The 19,922-nt window shown below is 51.7% G+C and carries 16 protein-coding genes and 1 tRNA gene; 13 read left to right on the top strand and 4 right to left on the bottom strand.

What is annotated here, in order from left to right; all coding sequences use genetic code 11:
• Positions 1-76: 76 nt before the first annotated feature.
• Positions 77-922: a hypothetical protein gene (locus tag QYE77_RS03580; RefSeq protein ID WP_315623987.1), complete on the top strand. Its 846-nt coding sequence runs from the start codon at positions 77-79 to the stop codon at positions 920-922.
• On the opposite strand, the gene QYE77_RS03575 is transcribed toward QYE77_RS03580, so the two are convergent.
• On the bottom strand, positions 919-2,202 hold the full coding sequence (locus tag QYE77_RS03575) for a glycosyltransferase (RefSeq protein ID WP_315623986.1): 1,284 nt from the start codon (positions 2,200-2,202) through the stop codon (positions 919-921). The two genes, QYE77_RS03580 and QYE77_RS03575, sit on opposite strands and share 4 nt — an antisense overlap.
• 47 nt (positions 2,203-2,249) lie before the next feature.
• Here QYE77_RS03575 and QYE77_RS03570 point away from each other — a divergent pair.
• The 5 genes from QYE77_RS03570 (at position 2,250) to QYE77_RS03550 (ending at position 7,771) form a co-directional block, all read left to right on the top strand.
• A tRNA-Thr gene (locus QYE77_RS03570) sits at positions 2,250-2,322 on the top strand.
• A 280-nt stretch (positions 2,323-2,602) separates the two neighbouring features.
• On the top strand, positions 2,603-4,084 hold the full coding sequence (locus QYE77_RS03565) for a tetratricopeptide repeat protein (RefSeq protein ID WP_315623985.1): 1,482 nt from the start codon (positions 2,603-2,605) through the stop codon (positions 4,082-4,084).
• A complete protein-coding gene (locus QYE77_RS03560) occupies positions 3,990-4,715 on the top strand; it encodes a hypothetical protein (RefSeq protein WP_315623984.1) in 726 nt (241 codons plus the stop codon). The genes QYE77_RS03565 and QYE77_RS03560 overlap by 95 nt, the downstream gene beginning before the upstream one ends.
• A 12-nt stretch (positions 4,716-4,727) precedes the next feature.
• Positions 4,728-6,005 carry a MiaB/RimO family radical SAM methylthiotransferase gene (locus QYE77_RS03555; RefSeq protein ID WP_315623983.1) on the top strand — a complete coding sequence of 426 codons (1,278 nt, stop codon included), beginning with the start codon at positions 4,728-4,730 and terminating at the stop codon, positions 6,003-6,005.
• 44 nt (positions 6,006-6,049) lie between these two features.
• A complete protein-coding gene (locus QYE77_RS03550; RefSeq protein WP_315623982.1) occupies positions 6,050-7,771 on the top strand; it encodes a glycoside hydrolase family 13 protein in 1,722 nt (573 codons plus the stop codon).
• On the opposite strand, the gene lipB is transcribed toward QYE77_RS03550, so the two are convergent.
• Positions 7,766-8,527, bottom strand: coding sequence for a lipoyl(octanoyl) transferase LipB (gene lipB, locus QYE77_RS03545; protein WP_315623981.1), 762 nt, complete (start codon positions 8,525-8,527; stop codon positions 7,766-7,768). The two genes, QYE77_RS03550 and lipB, sit on opposite strands and share 6 nt — an antisense overlap.
• A gap of 135 nt (positions 8,528-8,662) precedes the next feature.
• Between lipB and clpB the strand changes: the two genes are divergently transcribed.
• From clpB to QYE77_RS03520, 5 genes are all read left to right on the top strand, one after another.
• Positions 8,663-11,254, top strand: coding sequence for an ATP-dependent chaperone ClpB (gene clpB / locus QYE77_RS03540; RefSeq protein WP_315623980.1), 2,592 nt, complete (start codon positions 8,663-8,665; stop codon positions 11,252-11,254).
• 86 nt (positions 11,255-11,340) lie between these two features.
• Positions 11,341-11,808: a hypothetical protein gene (locus tag QYE77_RS03535; RefSeq protein WP_315623979.1), complete on the top strand. Its 468-nt coding sequence runs from the start codon at positions 11,341-11,343 to the stop codon at positions 11,806-11,808.
• Positions 11,805-12,011: a hypothetical protein gene (locus QYE77_RS03530; protein WP_315623978.1), complete on the top strand. Its 207-nt coding sequence runs from the start codon at positions 11,805-11,807 to the stop codon at positions 12,009-12,011. The genes QYE77_RS03535 and QYE77_RS03530 overlap by 4 nt, the downstream gene beginning before the upstream one ends.
• A 59-nt stretch (positions 12,012-12,070) precedes the next feature.
• The gene (locus QYE77_RS03525; RefSeq protein WP_315623977.1) at positions 12,071-13,081 is read left to right on the top strand and encodes a carbohydrate kinase family protein; all 1,011 of its coding nucleotides are present in this window, start codon (positions 12,071-12,073) and stop codon (positions 13,079-13,081) included.
• Positions 13,078-14,199: a M20/M25/M40 family metallo-hydrolase gene (locus tag QYE77_RS03520; protein ID WP_315623976.1), complete on the top strand. Its 1,122-nt coding sequence runs from the start codon at positions 13,078-13,080 to the stop codon at positions 14,197-14,199. Before QYE77_RS03525 ends, QYE77_RS03520 begins: the two co-directional genes overlap by 4 nt.
• A 16-nt stretch (positions 14,200-14,215) precedes the next feature.
• On the opposite strand, the gene QYE77_RS03515 is transcribed toward QYE77_RS03520, so the two are convergent.
• Positions 14,216-16,525 carry a transglutaminase TgpA family protein gene (locus QYE77_RS03515; protein ID WP_315623975.1) on the bottom strand — a complete coding sequence of 770 codons (2,310 nt, stop codon included), beginning with the start codon at positions 16,523-16,525 and terminating at the stop codon, positions 14,216-14,218.
• A gap of 125 nt (positions 16,526-16,650) precedes the next feature.
• Here QYE77_RS03515 and QYE77_RS03510 point away from each other — a divergent pair, with 125 nt between their 5' ends.
• Both QYE77_RS03510 and QYE77_RS03505 read left to right on the top strand, forming a co-directional pair.
• Positions 16,651-17,652 (top strand): phosphatase PAP2 family protein, encoded by a 1,002-nt coding sequence (locus QYE77_RS03510; protein ID WP_315623974.1) that lies wholly within the window; start codon positions 16,651-16,653, stop codon positions 17,650-17,652.
• A 3-nt stretch (positions 17,653-17,655) separates the two neighbouring features.
• Positions 17,656-17,886 carry a YtxH domain-containing protein gene (locus QYE77_RS03505; RefSeq protein WP_315623973.1) on the top strand — a complete coding sequence of 77 codons (231 nt, stop codon included), beginning with the start codon at positions 17,656-17,658 and terminating at the stop codon, positions 17,884-17,886.
• 17 nt (positions 17,887-17,903) lie between these two features.
• On the opposite strand, the gene QYE77_RS03500 is transcribed toward QYE77_RS03505, so the two are convergent.
• Positions 17,904-19,913: an immune inhibitor A domain-containing protein gene (locus tag QYE77_RS03500; protein WP_315623972.1), complete on the bottom strand. Its 2,010-nt coding sequence runs from the start codon at positions 19,911-19,913 to the stop codon at positions 17,904-17,906.
• Positions 19,914-19,922 lie beyond the last annotated feature (9 nt).

Raw genomic sequence — 19,922 nt, 5'->3', positions numbered from 1 at the left:
TAATATTGGGAATGTAAATGGCTATTTCGGCCAAAGATATGGATTTGATAAAGCCTAGGGATGGGGTGGGAGCGACGTGACACGAAAAAGCCGTAAGTCAGGTGGTCAGACTGCAACTGCATTGAATCAAGAAACTGTTAAATCCAAATCCACGCGCCGCACCAGTGATGCTGTAATCGTACCCGAGCCAAAGGAAATGGCCCCGGTTATGATGGGTGTTTCGGTTTCGGAACGCTCTTTTGCCCAGCCGAGGCGTTCCGTTTTAGGTACGATTGGGCGTTTTTGGGGAAACGTGACCCGAGACCTCCCCAGCAAATTTTGGGATGGTCTCATTCCAATGGCGGCATTGGTGCTATTGACGCTAACATTGCACATGGTTGCCGCGCCCATTCAGGGTTTTTGGGGCATTTCGGGTTTGCTGGTTTATCTGGTGGCGTTGTTAGGCGTGGGAATTGTATTACTCAATCACGCCATTCTTCAGACGCATTCCGAAATCGTGCAGGGCTGGTCAGGGCTGGCCAGCGGAAGCGTGATGTGGGTTGTAATCATACTAAGCGAACGAGTTGGTGGTGCCCAGGTGCCTGGCGCAACTATTCTGTTATTGTTGGTCGTTATAGCCCTGGTCAGTACAATTCTGTGGAAGTCAGTATTTCCAATTGGGGTGAAATTCTTTGTCTTAACGGTATTTCTGGCTGCTGTGGCGCGTTTGTGGATTGGTTCGCAGCAAGCAATGGCCGGCATATGGCCCATATTGAATCAAACGCTCGTCATTTCAGGGTATGTTGCTCTCGGCGTCTTAGGAGCAATTGTTCTCTGGATCCTTACCCTGAGCCGAGAACGTGTACAGCGCTTATGGGCAGCGTTGTGGGGGTGGTTTTGGGCGTTGCAGGCGCTTGCTGTGTTTTTAGGCAAATTGCTCTAAAGCGGGGCTTCGTTAGAGGCGGTCAAAGAGGTAGGGGATAAAGCGAGTATTTTCTGGTACAGACGAAGAATTTGCTTTGCGATTTTCGGCCAGGCATAGGGTTGGGCATGCTCAATGGCCTGTTTACCCATCCGTTCACGGAGATCAGCATCTAAGATGAGTTGGGTCAGGCGCTCCGCGAGTAGGGAGGGTTCATCGTTGGGAACGACAAATCCGGTCATGCCATCCCGGACCAGGAAGGGTAACCCTCCCACCTGAGAGGCAATCACTGGAGTACCGCAGGCCATGGCTTCCAGGGCTACCATGCCAAAGGATTCATAATGTGAAGGAAGAACTAACACGTCCGCAGCAGAATAGTAATAAGGGAGAGATTCTTGAGCTTGTTTACCGAGGAATAGCACCACATCCTTGACGCCCAGCTGCTTGCTCAGGCGCTGTAAGCGAGCCATCTCTGAATCGAGTTGTTGGGAATCGGAGGATGGGTCACCGCCAATGATGGCCAGATAATGAGGACAACAGGCTAAGCGGCCGGTATCCTGAATTAAGCGCAAGGCGCGAATTAGGGTCTCAATGCCTTTAAGTGGATCAATACGCCCCACGTAAAGGATCATTCTCGCCTCAGAAGGCACACCGACGAAAGCGCGTGCTTCGTCTTTGGCAATTGGGTAGAAGCGACTTAGGTCAACACCGGGTGGGATAATGGTTATCTTTCTGGAATCAGCGCGATAGAGAAATTCCAATTGTGCCTTTTCGGCAGGGGTTGCGGCTACAATATGATCAACGGTTTGGACCAAATGGGCTTCTTTTTCCAGGCGCAAGGGCGATTCGCGCTCGACTTCAGTGCGAGCAATCCGGTTCTTCATTACCCCTAGGGTGTGGAACATATGTAATATCGGCGCCTCCCAGGTGCGCTTAAGGGACTCGGCGGCTAACCCCGATAGCCAGTAATGGCTGTGAATGAGGTGATAGTGGATGTGTTTGGCCTGGGCAAATTCGAGGATACCTTGGACGAAATCGCCCAGGTAATTATAAAGTTCAGTCTTGGGCAGGGGTTTCTCGGGGCCGGCAGGGATATGAACAACACGATTACCGAATCCCAGGTTATGTAAGACATGGGGGACATGTTCATCTTGAGAGCGGGTGAAGACATCTACGTGGACGCCCATCTGACCCAAATGGCGGGTTAGTTCGGCAACATAGACATTCATACCGCCGGTATCTTTTCCCCCCAGGGTTGCCAGGGGACAGGTATGGAAGGAAATCATAGCGATGTTCAGCATAGAAAGCCTTGTCGAATTTCTAAGTCCTGAGATATAATTTTTGCCACGCCACCGTAGCTCAGCCGGCAGAGCAGCCGCTTCGTAAGCGGCGGGTCAAGGGTTCGATTCCCTTCGGTGGCTCTAATTATTTTAATGGATAGGGATAAGTATTAGCCCATCCAATCAAAGAGAGTGCCCTTGGTTGCCAGGACCGAAAGCGGATGGGTAGGCGCTCCTGAAGCCAAATAGGCAATAATTTTCTCTCTACATCTGGATTGCGGAGTGGATAGTTGGGCAATTGTTCTGGTGTGACCCAGCGAGTTTGGAGCGATTCTTCATCAATAAACCACGCTGGTAAGGGGTCTCTTGGCATTATTCTGAGTCTCCTGTGAGATCGAATTGGGTTGATTATAATGGCATTATGAACAGCGAACGAATTCCGGGATTGTCTCTGAAACCGCTCTGGTTCAGACGGTTCTGGAAACGCTATGCGACCTGGTTTGAAAATGCGCTTTTCCTGCTGATTTTCTTTGTTGTGATGGGCATTAATTTATGGCCTCGTCCATGGGAGACCGACCATCTCATGGGTCAAGGTCAACTGGCTCAAGCGCGGGGGGATAAATCCCAAGCGTTATCGGCTTGGTTGCGGTTGGAGGAATATCTATCGGATCATCCCGAGATTTGGCGTCGGATTGGATTGCTTGCCTATGAAACTGGGGATTATCACCTCGCTATTAAGGCTTTGACTCGGCTGGCTGACTTTACAACATTATCAGTAGATATACAGCAGAAACTAGCCGAGGCCTATTGGCAGACTGGTAACGTAGAATCTGCCATTCAGATATGGCTTGATTTAATAGGTAATGCTCAACTTTCGGTAGGAGAGCGACATGCTCTTGTTGCGCGTTTGAGGTCTGTGGATCTGAACCTGGCCCGCGAAGGATTGCGGCGCTGGCTTGATCAATTCCCTGCCGAGCCTCAAGCCTTATTATTGGCAGTGCGTTTTTTTGCTCTGTCTGATCCTTCTCTGGCTTTACGATGTATGCAAACCCTTGACGCTACAGGAGAACAGACACCTGCGATTGATCCATCGTTGCGGGTTGCGCTTTTGGAGTTCCAACAGTATCCCGATGAAGTGGCAAGTTTGGTTCACCTGGGGCAAGCCTTAGGGCGGGGGGGAGATTGGGACTTGGCCGAAGAGGCCTTCATGCAGGTGGTCACAAGACAACCCAAGTACGCTGAAGGGTGGGTCTTACTGAGTGAGGCCCGCCAGCAATTGGGCAAAGGGGGAGAGAACGAGTTGCGTATGGCTTTTAAGTTAGCCCCCAACTCGGAGGCTGTGCGTGCAGCATGGGGGTTATACTGGCGCCGCTTGGGACATCCTGAGCGTGCCCTTTACTTTTATCGGGGGTTAGCGCAGCAATTTCCACGAGAACCTCGTTGGCAAGTAGAAGTGGCCGAAACGTATGCCGCATTAGGCAATATTGCCTTAGCAGTGGCATATTATGAGCGAGCGGTGGCGTTGGCACCTCAAGACGCTTATTATTGGCGACTCTACGCACGCTTTGCTTTAACCTATGGACTTGACGTGCAAACTTATGCTCTTCCTGCTGCGCAAAGGGCCCTTGAGTTGGAGCCCAATAACCCTGAGGCACTGGACTTGATGGGGTGGATTTCGTTTTTACTGGGTGACGCTGCTCAAGGGGAACGTTTCTTGCACCAAGCACTGGCCAGGGATGCAAACTATTGGTCCGCGCGGTTGCATCAGGCACAAATCTGGCTGTGGCAAGAAAAATGGGAGAGCGCTTATGAGGCCTTGGTACAAGTGGCTACTCAGACTAATAACCCCGAACTGGCTGCTCAAGCCCAACGGCTGTTGGAGCGGTATTATCGCTATCGCTAGAACGGTCTTGGTGCTGTTATGGTTGGTGGGGATGGGAGGGTGTGACAGAATAAATAGCCTCACCCCTTCTGATTCCCAGGACCATGTATGGTTTTACGATGATTTTTCTGATCCGCAGCGCGGATGGCAGCAGTGGGAGAGCGAACAAGCCAAAATTGGTTATCAAGAGGGTGGATTACGTTTCTCAATTAAGGCGCCGTATTATGATTACTGGTCTTTGGCCGGTTTTCAGATTGAGGATGCCATCCTGGCTGTGGAAGCCCAGGTCGTCGGCGGGCCTCTGAATAACGACTTTGGCCTGTTATGTCGTTATCAAAACCCTGGTCAGTTTTATGCATTTATCATCAGTAGCGATGGATACGCCGGAATTGCGGTCGTGGATGAGGAGGGGTATCATCTTTTAACAGGTACCACCCTGACCTACTTCGCTTCTCTGGAGCGAGATCGGTCAACTTATTTACTGCGGGCGGATTGCATAGGGCCTCGATTAACTCTCTATGTGGATCGGGAGAAGCTTCTTGAAACCGAGGATCATCGGTATAATTCGGGTGATGTGGGTGTTTTTGCCGGGACGTTTGACCAGGTTGGGGTCGAGGTGATTTTTGATAATTTCTATGTGTTTAAACCTTAGTGGTAGGTTGATATGCGGGTGTACCTGGATACGGTAGGATGTCGTCTGAACCAAAGCGAGATTGAAAAGTTAGCCGCTAACTTTCGCGTCGGGGGGCATGAAATTGTAGCCTCTGCGGCTGAAGCGGATATTGTGGTGATCAATACCTGTGCCGTGACCGCTGAAGCCGCTTCAGATTCCCGCCAAAAAATCCGCCAGGCGGCACGGCAAGGGGCAGGGCAGATCATTGCGACCGGTTGCTGGGCGACTTTGGAACCCTCAGCCGCAGCGGCACTGCCGGGGGTAAGCCGGGTAGTGCCCAACGCCGATAAGATGCGTCTGGTCGCCGATTTAACTGGGACCCCTGTTTTTGACTTGGAACCCCTGGCAAGGGAACCGCTTCCTGGCTTGCATCGGCGGACGCGTGCCTTTATTAAGGTCCAAGATGGATGTGACAATTTCTGCACGTTCTGTATAACCCGGGTCGCCCGTGGAAAGGGGCACAGTGAGAGCATTGAGAACGTGATCCGCGACGTGCAGGCTGCCGTAGCTGGAGGCGCGAAAGAAGTGGTCCTGAGTGGCGTCCATTTGGGCTCCTGGGGATATGATCTGAATCCACCGCGCCATTTGCGCCATCTCATTGAAGCCATCCTGACGGAGACCGATGTGCCCCGTGTGCGTCTTTCTTCCCTAGAGCCATGGGATCTGGATGAGGCGTTTTTCCGGCTGTGGGAAAATCCGCGGATGTGCCGGCATTTGCATCTTCCTCTGCAATCCGGGTGTGCGCAAACCCTGCGGCGGATGGCGCGCAAAATCACCCCAGAGGGATATGCAACGTTGCTGGAACAGGCGCGCAGGATGATCCCGGGACTTGCCGTAACCACGGATATTATCGTAGGCTTCCCAGGCGAGAGCGAGGTCGAGTTTGAGACTAGCCTTGCCTTTGTGGAAGCGATGGCTTTTGCTGGTGGTCATGTCTTTGCCTATTCACCCCGTCCCGGCACGGCGGCAGCACGTTTGCCCAATCACGTACCGCCAGAGATTAAGAAAGAACGTAGCCGCCGGATGCGTGAAGTTTTAGCCGAGGCTAGTCTGCGCTTTCGTCAAACTTTCATAGGACAAGTTGTTAATGTGCTTTGGGAGACCGTTGATGGTAAAGGCCCACAAGGGTGGCGGTTGCGTGGTTTAAGCGACAACTATATCCACGTTGAAGCGTTTGCCCCTGAACCCTGGTGGAATGAAATTAATGCAGTACAGTTGGTTGAGATCAATTCTCAGGGAATGGTGGGGCAAATTTTGAATAAGGCTTAAGTCCAGACAACACAATTTAAACCATAGTTGCGAGGTGATCAATCGTGACATCGCAGAATTCATGGTGGCAAGAGGCCGTTTTCTATCAAATCTATCCACGCAGTTTTGCCGACGGTAATGGAGACGGTATTGGAGACATCGAGGGGATTATCCGCTCTCTAGATTATTTGCAGTGGCTAGGTGTGGAGGCTATTTGGCTTTCTCCGCATTACCCTTCGCCTCAAGTGGATTGCGGTTACGACATATCCGATTATTACGGAGTAGCACCTGAATATGGTTCGCTGGATGATTTCAAGCGTTTGTTGCGGGAGATGAAACGCCGAAACATGCGTTTGATTCTGGATCTGGTATTAAACCACACCTCAGATCAGCACCCATGGTTTCGGGAATCGCGTTCCAGCCGTAACAATCCCCGTCGCGATTGGTACATTTGGCAGGAGGGTCGGGATGGAGAACCGCCGAATGACTGGTGCTCGACCTTTGGAGGGAGTGCCTGGACGTATGACGCCATGACCGGCATGTATTACTACCATTTCTTTTTCAAGGAGCAGCCGGATTTGAATTGGCGCAACCCAGAGGTCAAGGCGGCGATGTTTGATGTAGTGCGTTATTGGTTAGATATAGGGGTGGATGGCTTCCGCCTGGATGCTGTGGGCACAATTTTTGAGCATCCCGATTTACCCCCACATGGAAAACCTTATGGCATTGATGACCTGTATGTCATGCTGCGAAAAGCACAAACGCAAGAAGAACAATTACGAGTTCGGTTGCTGTTTGATGAGTTGGTGCGTTATCAGGTAGACATGCCAGAAGTGCATGATCTGATGCGTCAGTTAAGGGCGGTAGTAGATGAGTACCCCAGTAAAGTGCTTGTCGGGGAGTCGGAAGAGATTGCTTTTTACGGTAATGGAAAGGATGAGTTACACCTGGTGTTTAATTTTCCGCTGATGCGTACCCGGCAGATCACCCCTCAATGGGTGCTACAGAATCAACGGGAGCGACTGGCTCAATTGCCTTCAGGGGCATGGCCGTGTAATACGCTGGGAAATCACGATTCGTCACGCCTGCGAAGTGCGTTTGGGGATGGCGTGCATGATGAGGGACTGGTGCGGGTGCTCGCGGCTCTTGTGTTAACCCTCAAGGGGACGCCATTTTTGTATAATGGCGAGGAAATCGGCATGACAGATTACCTGTTCACCGATGTCGCGCGCTTTCGCGATCCATTGGCGCTGCGTGCCTACGATCTTGAAAAGCGCTTGCTGGGAACCCCACCTGCAGACGCTGCCTTTCATGCTGCAACGTATGGGCGCGATAAGTGTCGTACCCCGATGCAATGGCGCAATGCTCCCAACGCGGGTTTTTGCCCGAAGGATGTCGAACCCTGGTTACCGGTTAACCCTAACTATCAGGAAGGGATCAATGTAGCCGAACAGGAACATGAGCGCGATTCATTGTTGCATTTCTACCACGATTTGCTTCAGGTGCGTCGTCTCTCACCGGCGCTTCGCCATGGGGAATACCAGCCGCTGAGTGATGAAACGAAAGATTATTTGCTATTTCTGCGTTTAGCGCCAGAACAAACTTGTTTGGTGGGACTTAACTTTTCACCCTGTTCCCAGGACATCAATTTACCTCCTGGTTTGAGTACCGTTCGTCTTTTGTTCTCCTCGAGGCATAATCAACCAAAGGAGATTTATCAGCGACTGAAGTTGGCACCTTTTGAGGTGTGGATTGGCGAGGTGAACGATCTTTCCAATCTATTATGAGCCATGAATGACGGTTAGACTTTGCAATAAAGGCTGACCGTCTATGAGCAGGGAAGGCTCAAAGTTGAATATACGGGCGAAGATGGGGCCAATAGCCGCAGCCGCTTCAATCATGGTCGGAGGGGGGGCGATCAATTCGGCCAGGCTGGTCATCCGCACCCCCTCAAGCCCGCACGGGATAATTCCGTTCCAATATTCCATGTTGGGGGTAATGTTCAGGGCGAACCCATGGCGAGAGATTCCGAAGCGATCTACTTTCACGCCAATGGAAGCAATTTTTGCCGGCAGACTTGAGCCTCCGGGCAGGGATAGATTGACCCAAACTCCGGTTAACCCCTCGCGGCGAAAGGCGTTGACACCGTAGGTATCTAAAAGCGCGATCAAGGTGTCTTCCAAACGGCGCAGATAGCCAATAAAATCAGTCTGGGGCAAGCGGTCTCCCTCCCATCCGGTTTGAGCAAGAGGGAGGATCGGATAACCCACGAGTTGACCCGGACCATGATAAGTTACATCTCCACCACGGTCCACGTCGCGAAGGATAACTTGGCGGCGGGTGCATTCCACATCATCCCAAAGGATGTGAGCGCGGGAACCGCGCCGGCCGATGGTGAAAACATGAGAATGTTCCAGGAGTAAAAGCGTTGCCGGGCGTAAACCTCGGCGAATCTCATCGGCGATTTGATTTTGCAGGGTCCAGGCCAGATCGTAATCTACGCGTCCCAACCAATAAACTTCAAGGGGTAATTGTCTGTTCATCGCACCTGTTCGCATTTATGCGGGCATATAAATTTTTAATGTGGCTCTAATACATTTATTACAGAGCCGGGTTATATCTAAACACGAATTGTGAATTTATTTTAGCGGTAAATTCGAAAAAGAAGGAGGTTTCCAATGAATTTGGAACGGTATACGCAAAAAGCACAAGAAGCCCTTTTTCAGGCTCAGCAATTAGCACGTGATTTGAATCACCAGGCCATCGAGCCGGCGCATCTATTGCTGGCTTTGGTACAGCAACAGGATGGAATCATCCCTGCCATCATTACCAAAGTGGCAGGAAGCGTCATTGGGTTACGGGATTCGGTACGGGCGGATTTAGAACGCCGTCCAAAAGTCTATGGGACCACAACACAGGTGGGGATTTCGCAAGCCCTGGCCGATGTTTTGGCTGCTGCCGAACGCTACGCCAAGGGCATGCAGGATGAATATGTGTCTACCGAACACCTGTTACTCGGTTTAGCCGATAGCCTGGAAGGAAAACGGTTAGCCCAATTTGGGTTAACCAAGGAAGCGATTCTAAAGGCCCTGGCCGAAATTCGCGGCACCCAGCGGGTCACTTCACCCACGCCTGAAGATACCTATCAGGCGTTAGAGAAATATGGTCGAGACCTGACGGCAATGGCGCGCCAGGGCAAGTTAGATCCGGTCATTGGTCGCGATGAGGAAATCCGTCGCGTCATTCAAATCTTATCGCGGCGTACCAAGAACAATCCGGCTCTGATCGGAGATCCTGGCGTGGGTAAGACAGCCATTGTCGAGGGACTGGCTCAGCGCATTGTCAAGGGTGATGTGCCCGAGGGCCTTAAGCACAAGCGCATCATCCAATTGGATATGGGGGCGTTGATTGCGGGCGCCAAGTATCGCGGTGAGTTTGAAGAGCGCCTTAAGGCGGTCTTGCAGGAAATCACGGCGGCTGCGGGCGAGATCATCCTGTTTGTGGATGAAATGCACACAGTTGTAGGTGCCGGTGCGGCAGAGGGCGCCATGGATGCCAGTAACATGCTCAAGCCCATGCTGGCACGGGGCGAGTTGCATATGATCGGTGCCACCACGGTGGATGAATATCGCAAATACGTGGAGAAAGATCCCGCTCTCGAGCGCCGCTTCCAGCCCGTATTTGTTGCCGAGCCCTCGGTAGAGGATACCATCAGCATCCTGCGCGGATTGAAGGAACGCTATGAAGTCCACCACGGCGTACGGATTACCGATGCCGCGGTGATCGCGGCGGCTACGCTCTCTCATCGCTATATTCCGGACCGTCGCTTGCCGGATAAAGCGATTGATCTGATTGATGAAGCCGCTGCACGGTTGCGCACCGAGATTGATTCCAAGCCGCAAGCACTGGATGATGTGGATCGCCAGATCATGCAATTGGAGATTGAGCGACAGGCTTTACAAAAGGAGCAGGATAAAGCTTCGCGCGAACGCCTGGAAAAAATTGAGGAGGAACTCAAAGAACTCAAAGAGCAATCGCGCCAATTGCATGAGCGCTGGCAGGCGGAAAAGCAAGCCATTGCACAACTGCGGGCGATAAAAGAGCGAATTGAGCAAACTCGAATCGAGATCGAAGATGCCGAACGGCGTGCCGATCTTGAGAAAGTTGCCCGCTTGCGCTATGGCACCCTGCGGGAGTTAGAGGCGCAACTCAGCCAAGCCGAAGAGCAACTGCGCCGCTTGCAAAGCGAAGGGGCGCTCTTGAAAGAAGAGGTGGATGCCGAGGAAATCGCCGAGGTTGTCTCGCGCTGGACGGGTATCCCGGTGGCGCGGTTGATGGAAGGCGAGACCCAAAAATTGCTCCATTTGGAAGATCGCCTGCATGAACGCGTGGTGGATCAAGAGGAGGCAGTGCACAGCGTGGCAAACGCCGTGCGTCGTGCACGGGCCGGTTTACAGGACCCGAATCGTCCTATTGGTTCGTTCATCTTCCTGGGCCCGACTGGTGTGGGCAAGACCGAACTGGCGCGAGCGTTAGCCGAACTGCTCTTCGATGATGAGCGCGCAATGATTCGTATAGACATGAGCGAGTATCAGGAGAAGCACACCGTCTCACGCCTGATCGGTGCTCCGCCGGGTTATGTGGGTTACGAAGAAGGTGGGCAGTTGACCGAGGCAGTGCGACGACGACCGTTCAGTGTGATCCTGTTTGATGAGATCGAAAAGGCGCACCACGAGGTCTTCAACGTTCTGCTTCAGGTACTGGATGATGGTCGTCTGACCGACGGGCATGGCCGGACGGTGGATTTCCGCAATACGGTGATCATCATGACCAGCAACTTAGGAAGTGAACTGTGGCTTAATCGTCACGGAGCGGTGACTCGCGATGAAGTGACGCGGGTGTTGCAGGCATACTTCCGTCCTGAATTCTTGAACCGAATTGACGAGATTTTGGTGTTCAAGCCACTGACCCGCGAACACCTGATACAGATTGTCAACATCCAGTTACGACGACTGGAGAAGTTGATCCAAGAGCGCGGTTACCAATTGGAGGTGACCGATGCGGCGCGCCAATATCTAGCCGATGTTGGGTATGACCCAGACTTTGGTGCTCGACCGCTCAAACGGGCGATTCAGCGCGAGTTGCAGGATCCTCTGGCGCTAAAGATTTTGGCAGGTGAGTTCAAAGAAGGTGATACCATCCGAGTGGATCGAGGTCCCGAGGGGCTAACCTTCCAGGCGGTCGTTGCCGGTGAAGCCGTAGCGGTCTAAGCCTAGGGTGGAATCAGACCCCAGAGATGCCTAAGCGTCTCTGGGGTTTTTGCATTTCTCAGGGAAATGCATGCTAAAATAAACGTATGGCACATCTCCAAGAGCGTTATCCCTCAACCTTTCGTCATCGGCATCGAACGCAGGTGATGGCTCAGATTTACCTTCCGCTTGTTTTAGCCACACTCTTACTTTTCATCATCCCAACGATGGGTCTCATCCTTATGCCGAATCCATTGGGAGTAGGAAGCGGGCAATGGGCAGCTATTGCCTTAATCTGGTTGCTGGCACCGTTTTTTGTGCTCATCATGTTAGGATTGGTGATTACCATTGCTTTGATCTTTCTGATATATCGCTTGACGGTTAAGCTTCCTACCTGGACCCAAAAAGTAAGGATGTGGATGGAACAAGGGGGGATTTTGGTTTTGAATTGGTGCAATCGGTGGGTCCAACCTGTAGTTCATGCTCATACCATTTTCGCTATGCTACAGCGGGCCACAACTCTTTTAAGGCACCCATCTGAAATGATGAGATTTAAATCAGGAGAGCAAGGATGATGGAACCGTGGAAACGTAACGCTCTGATCGTGGGAGCGGTAGTGGGGTTACTTTCTGGCCTTATTGCAGCCTATTTATGGATTCAACGGGCGGAACAATCTCAATCCCAGGTTAAACTCACCGCTCAGGATGGTGTCAAAGTTGGTATCAGCGTTCTTAGTGTGTTAAAGCAAATCGCGGAACTAGGGGCAGGACGGCGTTAGGTCTATGGGGGCTTGGGAAGAGCATAACATGGGGTGATGAAGAGGGGAAAACGAGAAAAATGGAATCGCATTATCTGCGCTATGTAATTGCAGGGCGCCTTCAACGTGATTTTATTCTCCCGCTGGAAGGAAAACCTGCTCTGGATGTGCCGGGGGGAAGTGCCCTGTATGCGGCAGTGGGGGTCTTAATCTGGGATAAGGACATTGGGCTTATTAGTCGGGTAGGTGAGGATTATCCCCAAGAATGGTTGGATGAGTTTACCGAACGCGGTCTTGATGTTCAAGGAGTTCGTATCTTGCCGCAAGCACTTGATCTGCGGCGGGTGATTTGTAGTGCTGATGAGAGTGAGGGGGTTTCTAATCCAATGCGCTGGTTTGCACAACGTGGTATCCCGATCCCTAAAGCTTTGCTGGGTTATACTCCGTCCACCGAGGGTCATAATCATCATGAAGAGCCAACGCCATTGACTTTGCGCCTGAACGATATTCCTCAAAGTTATTTGGAGGCTACGGCGGCTCATCTTGCACCCATGGATTACCTAAGCCACTCGCTGCTTCCTTCGGCATTGCGGAAGGGTAACATCACAACCATAACCCTGGATCCAGGGAGTGCGTATATGCACCCAGCGTTATGGGAACGCATTCCCTCTTTGATCCGTGATCTTACTGCCTTTCTGGTGGCAGAGGATGATTTGAGACGGTTGTTTCAAGGACGGAGTACTGACTTGTGGGAAATGGCTGAGGGGATTGCGGCTTATGGTTGTGATTTTGTCGTGGTTAAACGCGGTGAAGTTGGTCAGTATCTCTATGATCGTGTGAGTCAGAAACGTTGGACCATTCCTGCCTACCCCGCACGGGTGGTGGATCCAACCGGAGCAGGGGATGCGTTTTGTGGCGGGTTCCTGGCCGGGTATCGCCAAACGTATGATCCGTTGGAAGCCGTCCTGTTTGGGAATATCTCTGCCTCGCTGGTTATCGAAGGAAGTGGCCCATTTTATGCCCTGGATGCGCTGCCCGGTCTGGCACGTGCCCGCCTTGATGTGCTGCGGGATGCGGTCAGTGTGCTGTGAAAGAACCGATTTGTTCCGATTTGATTAAGGCGATGTGCGCTTACGTGCTTGAACAGGCCCGGGCGCTTCAAGCCATTCCGGCCCCGTCGCTGGCCGAAACTCGGCGGGCAAATTACCTAAAACAACAGTTTGCACAATTGGGGCTTGCAGTTGAGCAAGATGATGTGGGCAATGTGCTGGCCTATTTAGCAGGGGGAAAAGAAGCCCCGTTGGTTCTGACCGCCCACCTGGATTCGGTGATCTCAGAAACTCACTCACTTCTCTTGCGGGAGGTTGAGGGGCGGTTTATCGGCCCAGGCATCGGGGATAATGCCTTGGGTTTAGCTACGTTGTTAGGCCTGGGGCGCTTTTGGAAGGAGTTGGACTTAAGTCTGCCGGGAAACGTATGGTTGGTAGCCACAGTGGGTGAGGAAGGGCATGGGGACTTAAGGGGCATGAGAACCATCGTGCAACGTTTTGGGCCTCAGCCGGTGGCTTACATTATTCTCGAAGGCATTGGTTTAGGACGAATCGTGCATCGGGCATTGGCGGTGCGCCGTTTTCGCGTGCGTGTTCAAACTCCCGGAGGGCATCCCTGGGTTCAGCGAGAAGCAACGTCAGCTATTCATCTCTTGATTTCTTTGGCACACGAGATTTTGCAATTGCGATTGCCCGCTACACCGCGCACCATATTGAATATTGGGGTAATCCAAGGGGGCGTTTCTGTGAACACTCGCGCACCTGAAGCCTGGATGGATATCGAGTTGCGCAGTGAAGCCGCCAAGTCTTTAGAGCATCTTGAAGCCGAAATACAGAGATTAATCCATTCCTACCGCGGATGGAACAAAACTACAGAAATTGATTTCATCCCCATGGGAAACCGTCCAGCGGGCGAGATCCCGCCTGCTCATCCTCTCGTGCAAAAAGCAATACACTGCCTTTCTTCTTTGGGCATTGAGGCGACTCTGGAGCAGGCCTCTACAGATGCCAATGCTCCGCTAAGCCAGGGGTACCCGGCGATCTGTTTGGGCCTGGCGCGTGGTGGGCGTGCGCATACTGAGGAAGAATTTATTGAGGTCGAAAGTGTCTCACTGGGGTTACAGCAGGTGTTGTGCTTGATCCAAAAGGTGTGGGATTAAATGTCCTGCCGGCTAATTAAAGATGGCTTGATTCCGGGGCATCGGGGTGCGTTTTGAATTTAAAGCGGTATCGTATGGCTTCGCGCCAAAGATCTTTTAGGGTGTGGCGTGCAGTGGTTAAGTCCGAAGCATAAGGGCTGTAGATGGCCTTTTCATATTCGGATAAGAAGCGCGTGGCTGGTGCTTCTAACCAAGGATAATGTTTTACCAACGCTCGAACTCGTTCCTCGGCGGTCATACCGGGCTGAGCCATCGAATGAAATATATGGCTGATCAATTCGAATTGAAGGAATAACCGCTCCATAGGGGTTAATCGAACATAATTCGCCCAAAAACGCAGCCACCCTGGTGCATGCCACCCACGGTTGATCAATTGCTGTTCGAGATAAACCGGGAGTGAACGCTCGGGGGTGGTGCGCACGGTCTGCGCCAGGCGAAGCACGGCGTAAACTAGCCCAAGCACGCCAAGAGCAAGTAAGAGAAACGGCCATAAACGTTGGATGAAGGCTACAAGAGGTGGAGATGGGGTTAGTGTGTTATTCCTGTCAATCTCTGCCTCTTCAAGGCGGTTGAATTGCTCGGCTAATTCGCGGGTATTGGGAGCAACCGGGTTAGCAACTGGCGGTGGAAGTGCCTCTTCTAATGAGGTTCCAGAAGGACGAACAATTTGAGGTTGGGCTGACGTGGGCTCGAATTCAACCCATCCTATGCCGGGAAAATAAACTTCAGGCCAGGCATGGCTGTGTTTCTGGCGCACTGTAAATTGGGTGTTCGTTGGATCGGGTTCACCTTGAGCGTAGCCAACGGCAAGGCGGGCTGGAATACCCAGGGAACGAACTAACAATACCTCAGCGGTCGCATAATAATTGCAAAAACCGCGTTTCAAATCGAATAAAAACCATAGAATGGGGTCGCGGTCCCGGGGTGGGGTCGGAATTGTAGCGGAATAAACATAATTCTCACGCAGGTAGCGGGTAATGGCCATCACCTGATCGTAAGGATTATCCAAGTCGCCCACGATCATGCCCGCTAGTTTTGAAAGCGAATATGGGGTTGGGACATCGAGATAGCGCTCGCGAATCCAGTCCGGATAGTCGCGCCCGGCAGCACGCAGGTCGGCTTCGGTGGGATTGGCAACCAATGATTGAACCGTGTAGCGTTCGCCAGGGTTGAGCAGTGGCTCTACCTTGATTGCCAAGGTTTCTAAAGGTGGTACTTCTGGAAGCGGGCGCTGGTCAATAAGTGCAGTAACAGGGCGATCTATTGTCAAAGGAATAGCAGGGGCAAAAAGAGTTTCAAGATGGCGCTGAACCTTAATGGAAAATTCAATCATTGTTCGGTCGCGGTAGAGGTTTGGAGACGTAAGAAACTCGCCGGCTTCAAAAGGCTCTTCTGCTTCGAATGTGTTTCTCCAAATTCCGTTACGATACTCATCATACGTATAGGCTCGCCAGTAATAGACAGCCCCTTCGGGACGGGGTTGGCTCGCTTGGGCGGTGAAAACCACATCCTCAGATACCGAAACCCCCGTACCCAGGCTCAGATTTGAAGAATAGACTTGCACAGAAATAACGGCTGGTCCCCGGAGTGGGGCAAAAAGGTTTTCCATCCGCTTGCGCAGAGAGATCCAGGATGATCGCAACCATTCAGATCCTTCCGGGGCTTCGATTACTGAAGCGGTGAGGTTGGCGCCACTCCAAGCGAGGAACACCATGGCTACGGCGAGCCCTAAGGCCCACTTGCCCAGGTTGAACTCTGTTTCCATGTCCACGGCTGTGGCGTTGCGCTCCCATTGGGTAGCGTTGCGCTGGTAGTACAAAAGTGTAAGCAAGAGCAGGCTCAAAACGATATAGGTGGCTAAGGCGGTTCCTTTTTGACCTAGGGTGGGATGGTAGATATCCACGACGACAATAGATATGCCGCCAACAAGAAGGGGCAGCCAGGGGCGACCATAGCGCGTTTGCAAGTAACCGGCGCTTAAACTGATGGTCCAAAAGAGCAAGAGCATGCTTGCGACAAATAGGAGAGGGTCAGTTACCGGGCGATTGGTGAGAAATTGTTGGGTTGACCAATAGAGGCGGGCATATAGGATTGTCAAGCGCTCGTTCCAAGATGTCGCATCGGTGATCAACAATCCCAACTGCCAAGGGATGAAAAAGGTAGTATAGGCGATGGCAATCCATGTGGCAACGCGGCGAGAAAAGCGGCTATATCCTATAACCAGCCCCAAGATTCCGCCTGCAAGTGCGGCTTGGGGTATTTTTTCGAGATGTTCGGTCCAGCCGGTTCCCCCCATGTGAGACGCGGCTGTGATTAGTATTGCCAATAGACAAACGCCGCTCGGAAAGGAAAACCACCGTTGGTTCGTATTGTCCATAATTCGAGTGTACAATATTTAGAGTGCGTTCGTCAATTACCTAGGAAGAAAATCATACTAGAGGTATCCGATTTATGAACCAAGTCACCTGGGTGGTCGCTTTCCAAAATTTAGGATCATGGCTGAACCCCTGGATGACATTTTTTTCGACCCTAGGCACTGAGCAGTTTTATATGCTGGTCATGCCCTTGATCTTCTGGTGCATAGATGCCGGTATTGGGTTGCGATTCGCGTTGTTATTGCTACTGAGTGGAGCGTTCAATACGTATTTCAAATTTTTATTTCATGCCCCGCGACCTTTTTGGGTGGATCCCCGCGTTCAAGCCTGGGCTGTGGAGACTTCCTTTGGTATTCCCTCAGGACATGCGCAAAATGCTGCCAGCCTATGGGGATTCGGGACGACGCTGGTCAAGTCCAAAAGTTTGAAGTGGCTCATGGGCCTAGTCATTATCTTGATCGGACTTTCGCGCGTATATTTAGGGGTCCATTTTGTGGGGGATGTGGTTGTGGGGTGGTTAATCGGCGCTGTTTTACTGGTTGGGTTCCTGTGGCTTGAACCGCGCATTTTGCGTTGGTGGCAAAGGTTGAGGTTAGGTACCCAACTATTCTGGGTCGTGTTGTCTTCGGGATTAATTCTGGTATTGGGATGGAGCATAACTTTTGTTAATCGGTCTTGGGTGATACCCTCCGAGTGGGTGGCTGTGGCACAAAGCAAGATCGGATTAATCCGCCTCGAACCTTTTTCGCTTTCTGGCCTGGTGACCATTGCCGGGACATGGTTAGGGGCATTAGGGGGATGGGTTATCCTTACCCATCACTGGCAAGGTTACCCCAAAGGCGGCACAATGATCCAGCGCACCCTCCGTTATGCTCTGGGAATTGCGGGAATAGGGCTGTTTTACATTGGGTTGGGCCTGATTTTTGATCAATTTCTGGCCAGTCTGGGTGTGAGCGAGGGGAGTTTTATCGCAATGGGTTTACGGTACTTGAGATATGTCATAATCGGAGCATGGGTTACTGCAGGGGCACCATGGGTATTTAAAATTTTGGGTTTATACAGCAGCAAAGGAGGATAAGCCATGCGCCAAATTGGACGTTTCTTAATGGGTCTATTGATCGGCTGGTTTGTGGGTAGTCTTGTCGGTTTACTTCTGGCGCCAGAGCCAGGCTCAAACACACAGCAGCGAATCGCCCAGGCTTATCAGAAGTTTCTGAGCGATATTCGCGAGGCGGCTAATGCACGCCGACGTGAGTTAGAACAGGAATTAGAACGATTGCGCAAAGGGGGGAGCACCCAAAGCACACCCTAAGGGGGCTCCCCAAAATCTCAACGCTGTTCCACCGATAAGCGATAAGTAGCGGGTTGGCGCGTGAAGCGAGTGGTGCCGCTGATGACCAGGGTGGCCGTTTCGCGTTCATTCAAGGTGAATTCAAAGGTTGCTCTTTGGTGCTCATCCGTCGTAAGAGGTTGAAGCATGGTCCTTTGACCTTGCCGAATCAGGGTAAGGCGAAAGGTTTGAGGCAATCGGTTTTGAATCCGCACAAACCCCTTGGCTTGCCATCCGCCATCATCGCGTTCAAAATCGCTGAAGTAACCAATAGCCGGGATAGCCACATCATCGAGCAAGAAACCCTCGCCGTTGACCGCGGCATCGGTCACATACTCAAAGCGCAAGGTGACTCGTTTACCGGCAAATTGGGTTAAATCCACCTTCTCCTGGATATATCCCTGGCTTTTTCCGTTATAGCCACAGCCATAGGAATTGCCTGAGGGATCATCGGTCGTACATGAGGGGGTGGTTAGAATCTGCCAATCTTCACCGTTTTCGGAAGCGAGCAAATACAGGTAATCATAATCCTTCTCAAGGTCATACCAGGTCCAGTACGTCAGGGTAATGGGGCCTTGCACGTTGGTAAAGTCGAAAGTTTGGGTCAGGGTCATATCGGATTCATCGCCCTTGTTCGACCAAAATGCATAATCGCCGGAGTGGGCTCCAACAGGTAGAACGCCGACTTCCTGATTGCCTTCGAAGCGCAGGCGCAAGCGTCCCGGACAGGTGATTTGGATGTAGTCAGCACCATATTGGTTAACGGTACCGGTTATTTCTTCGGGAGCGCATTGTTGGAGAGTCTCGGTGGGGGTAAAGATAGGCGGTGTTTCGTACCGATAATAGGTAAATCGCCCATCCTCTAAGGAGGGATTTTGTAAGTAATTGGTTATGGTCCAATCCACAAAGACGTCGTCTGCGGTATAGGGTTGACCGGTTATTGGATCAATTGCCCCAAGTTCGGTAAGTACCGCATCCAAACTGTCCATGCCGTTATCAGGATGAGCAACCAAAGCCTGGGTAGCGCGTTCACCGAAGCGGTCTAAAAAGTAAGCCACAAATAAGAAAGACGCGCCATAATGGGGCGTTGTGGCATCCGGATCATTGGGCCAATCGTTGAGTTGGAGATCAGGATCTCGAGCAAAGAGATAGTCAAATCCACCCGGATCATAGCCGTTCAAGAAAGCCGCTAGTTCTGAAAACCCCTCATTGAGCCAGGATTCTTCGTTGCGGTCGCGGTACCAGTGAATCATGTGCTGGAATTCGTGCGCCAACACCCCGTAGGTATAGGGATCATCCAATGGGGTGTTATCAGCGTTGACGATAAACATTTCGTGGGCGTTGGAATATTCCTGGGCTAGTGGGTGGACCGAATCCGATGATGAAAAATAGGCGGCTACAGAATTGCCCAGGTTGGAGGCGTAGAGGATATAGATGTGTGGGTCATTATCTATCCCTGGGTTCCATTCACTCCCGAAAAACTCGCGCGTTGTGGGATAGATATGATCACAAAATGTTTCGGCCAGGTCTTGTAAATCTGATTCGCGGTATTCAATACCTTCTTCGATCCAAAAATAGGCGCAGTTGGCCACATAGGCAAGATGAGCCGCGATACTGAAATTTTGGTTGGTATCTACATTGGCAACCCAAAACTGTTCACGATCCCCTTGGCGATAGGGCTTGGCTGGCTGGACGGAAGGGATAAAACGCTTCCCTTCCAGGCGGCGAGCCAAGTCATTCAAGTTACGGTTGGGTACGATGGTGTTGCGCAGACGTTCGAGAGTTTCAGATGCGCCATCGAGACTAAAATTAGCCAATGTTGGGTGGGGGGTGATGTTGCTACGTGCTGGGGACGGTGTTTCATAGTGGACAATTGGCGTAGGGGTGTACGAGGAGGAGGGCGAAAGGAACAAAAGGGCACTCCCTGCACCTATGGCAATCAGGCTCAGGCAACAGCATGACACAACGAGTAAAATGGCAATGATGATCCAACCGGGGATTCGATTCATAGGATCCTC

This window comes from Thermanaerothrix solaris, from assembly GCF_032334255.1.
Taxonomy (GTDB): domain Bacteria; phylum Chloroflexota; class Anaerolineae; order Anaerolineales; family Anaerolineaceae; genus Thermanaerothrix; species Thermanaerothrix solaris.
Note: the sequence above shows the minus strand (reverse complement) of the source record. Positions and strands in the feature narration are given on the sequence as shown.

Coding starts and splice junctions, on each gene's coding strand:
- QYE77_RS03560 (WP_315623984.1), top strand. CDS start 3,990: ATGAGGCCTTGGTACAAGTGGCTACTCAGACTAATAACCCCGAACTGG.
- QYE77_RS03565 (WP_315623985.1), top strand. CDS start 2,603: ATGAACAGCGAACGAATTCCGGGATTGTCTCTGAAACCGCTCTGGTTC.
- lipB (WP_315623981.1), bottom strand. CDS start 8,527: ATGAACAGACAATTACCCCTTGAAGTTTATTGGTTGGGACGCGTAGAT.
- QYE77_RS03500 (WP_315623972.1), bottom strand. CDS start 19,913: ATGAATCGAATCCCCGGTTGGATCATCATTGCCATTTTACTCGTTGTG.
- QYE77_RS03535 (WP_315623979.1), top strand. CDS start 11,341: ATGGCACATCTCCAAGAGCGTTATCCCTCAACCTTTCGTCATCGGCAT.
- QYE77_RS03555 (WP_315623983.1), top strand. CDS start 4,728: ATGCGGGTGTACCTGGATACGGTAGGATGTCGTCTGAACCAAAGCGAG.
- QYE77_RS03505 (WP_315623973.1), top strand. CDS start 17,656: ATGCGCCAAATTGGACGTTTCTTAATGGGTCTATTGATCGGCTGGTTT.
- clpB (WP_315623980.1), top strand. CDS start 8,663: ATGAATTTGGAACGGTATACGCAAAAAGCACAAGAAGCCCTTTTTCAG.
- QYE77_RS03575 (WP_315623986.1), bottom strand. CDS start 2,202: ATGCTGAACATCGCTATGATTTCCTTCCATACCTGTCCCCTGGCAACC.
- QYE77_RS03530 (WP_315623978.1), top strand. CDS start 11,805: ATGATGGAACCGTGGAAACGTAACGCTCTGATCGTGGGAGCGGTAGTG.
- QYE77_RS03525 (WP_315623977.1), top strand. CDS start 12,071: ATGGAATCGCATTATCTGCGCTATGTAATTGCAGGGCGCCTTCAACGT.
- QYE77_RS03510 (WP_315623974.1), top strand. CDS start 16,651: ATGAACCAAGTCACCTGGGTGGTCGCTTTCCAAAATTTAGGATCATGG.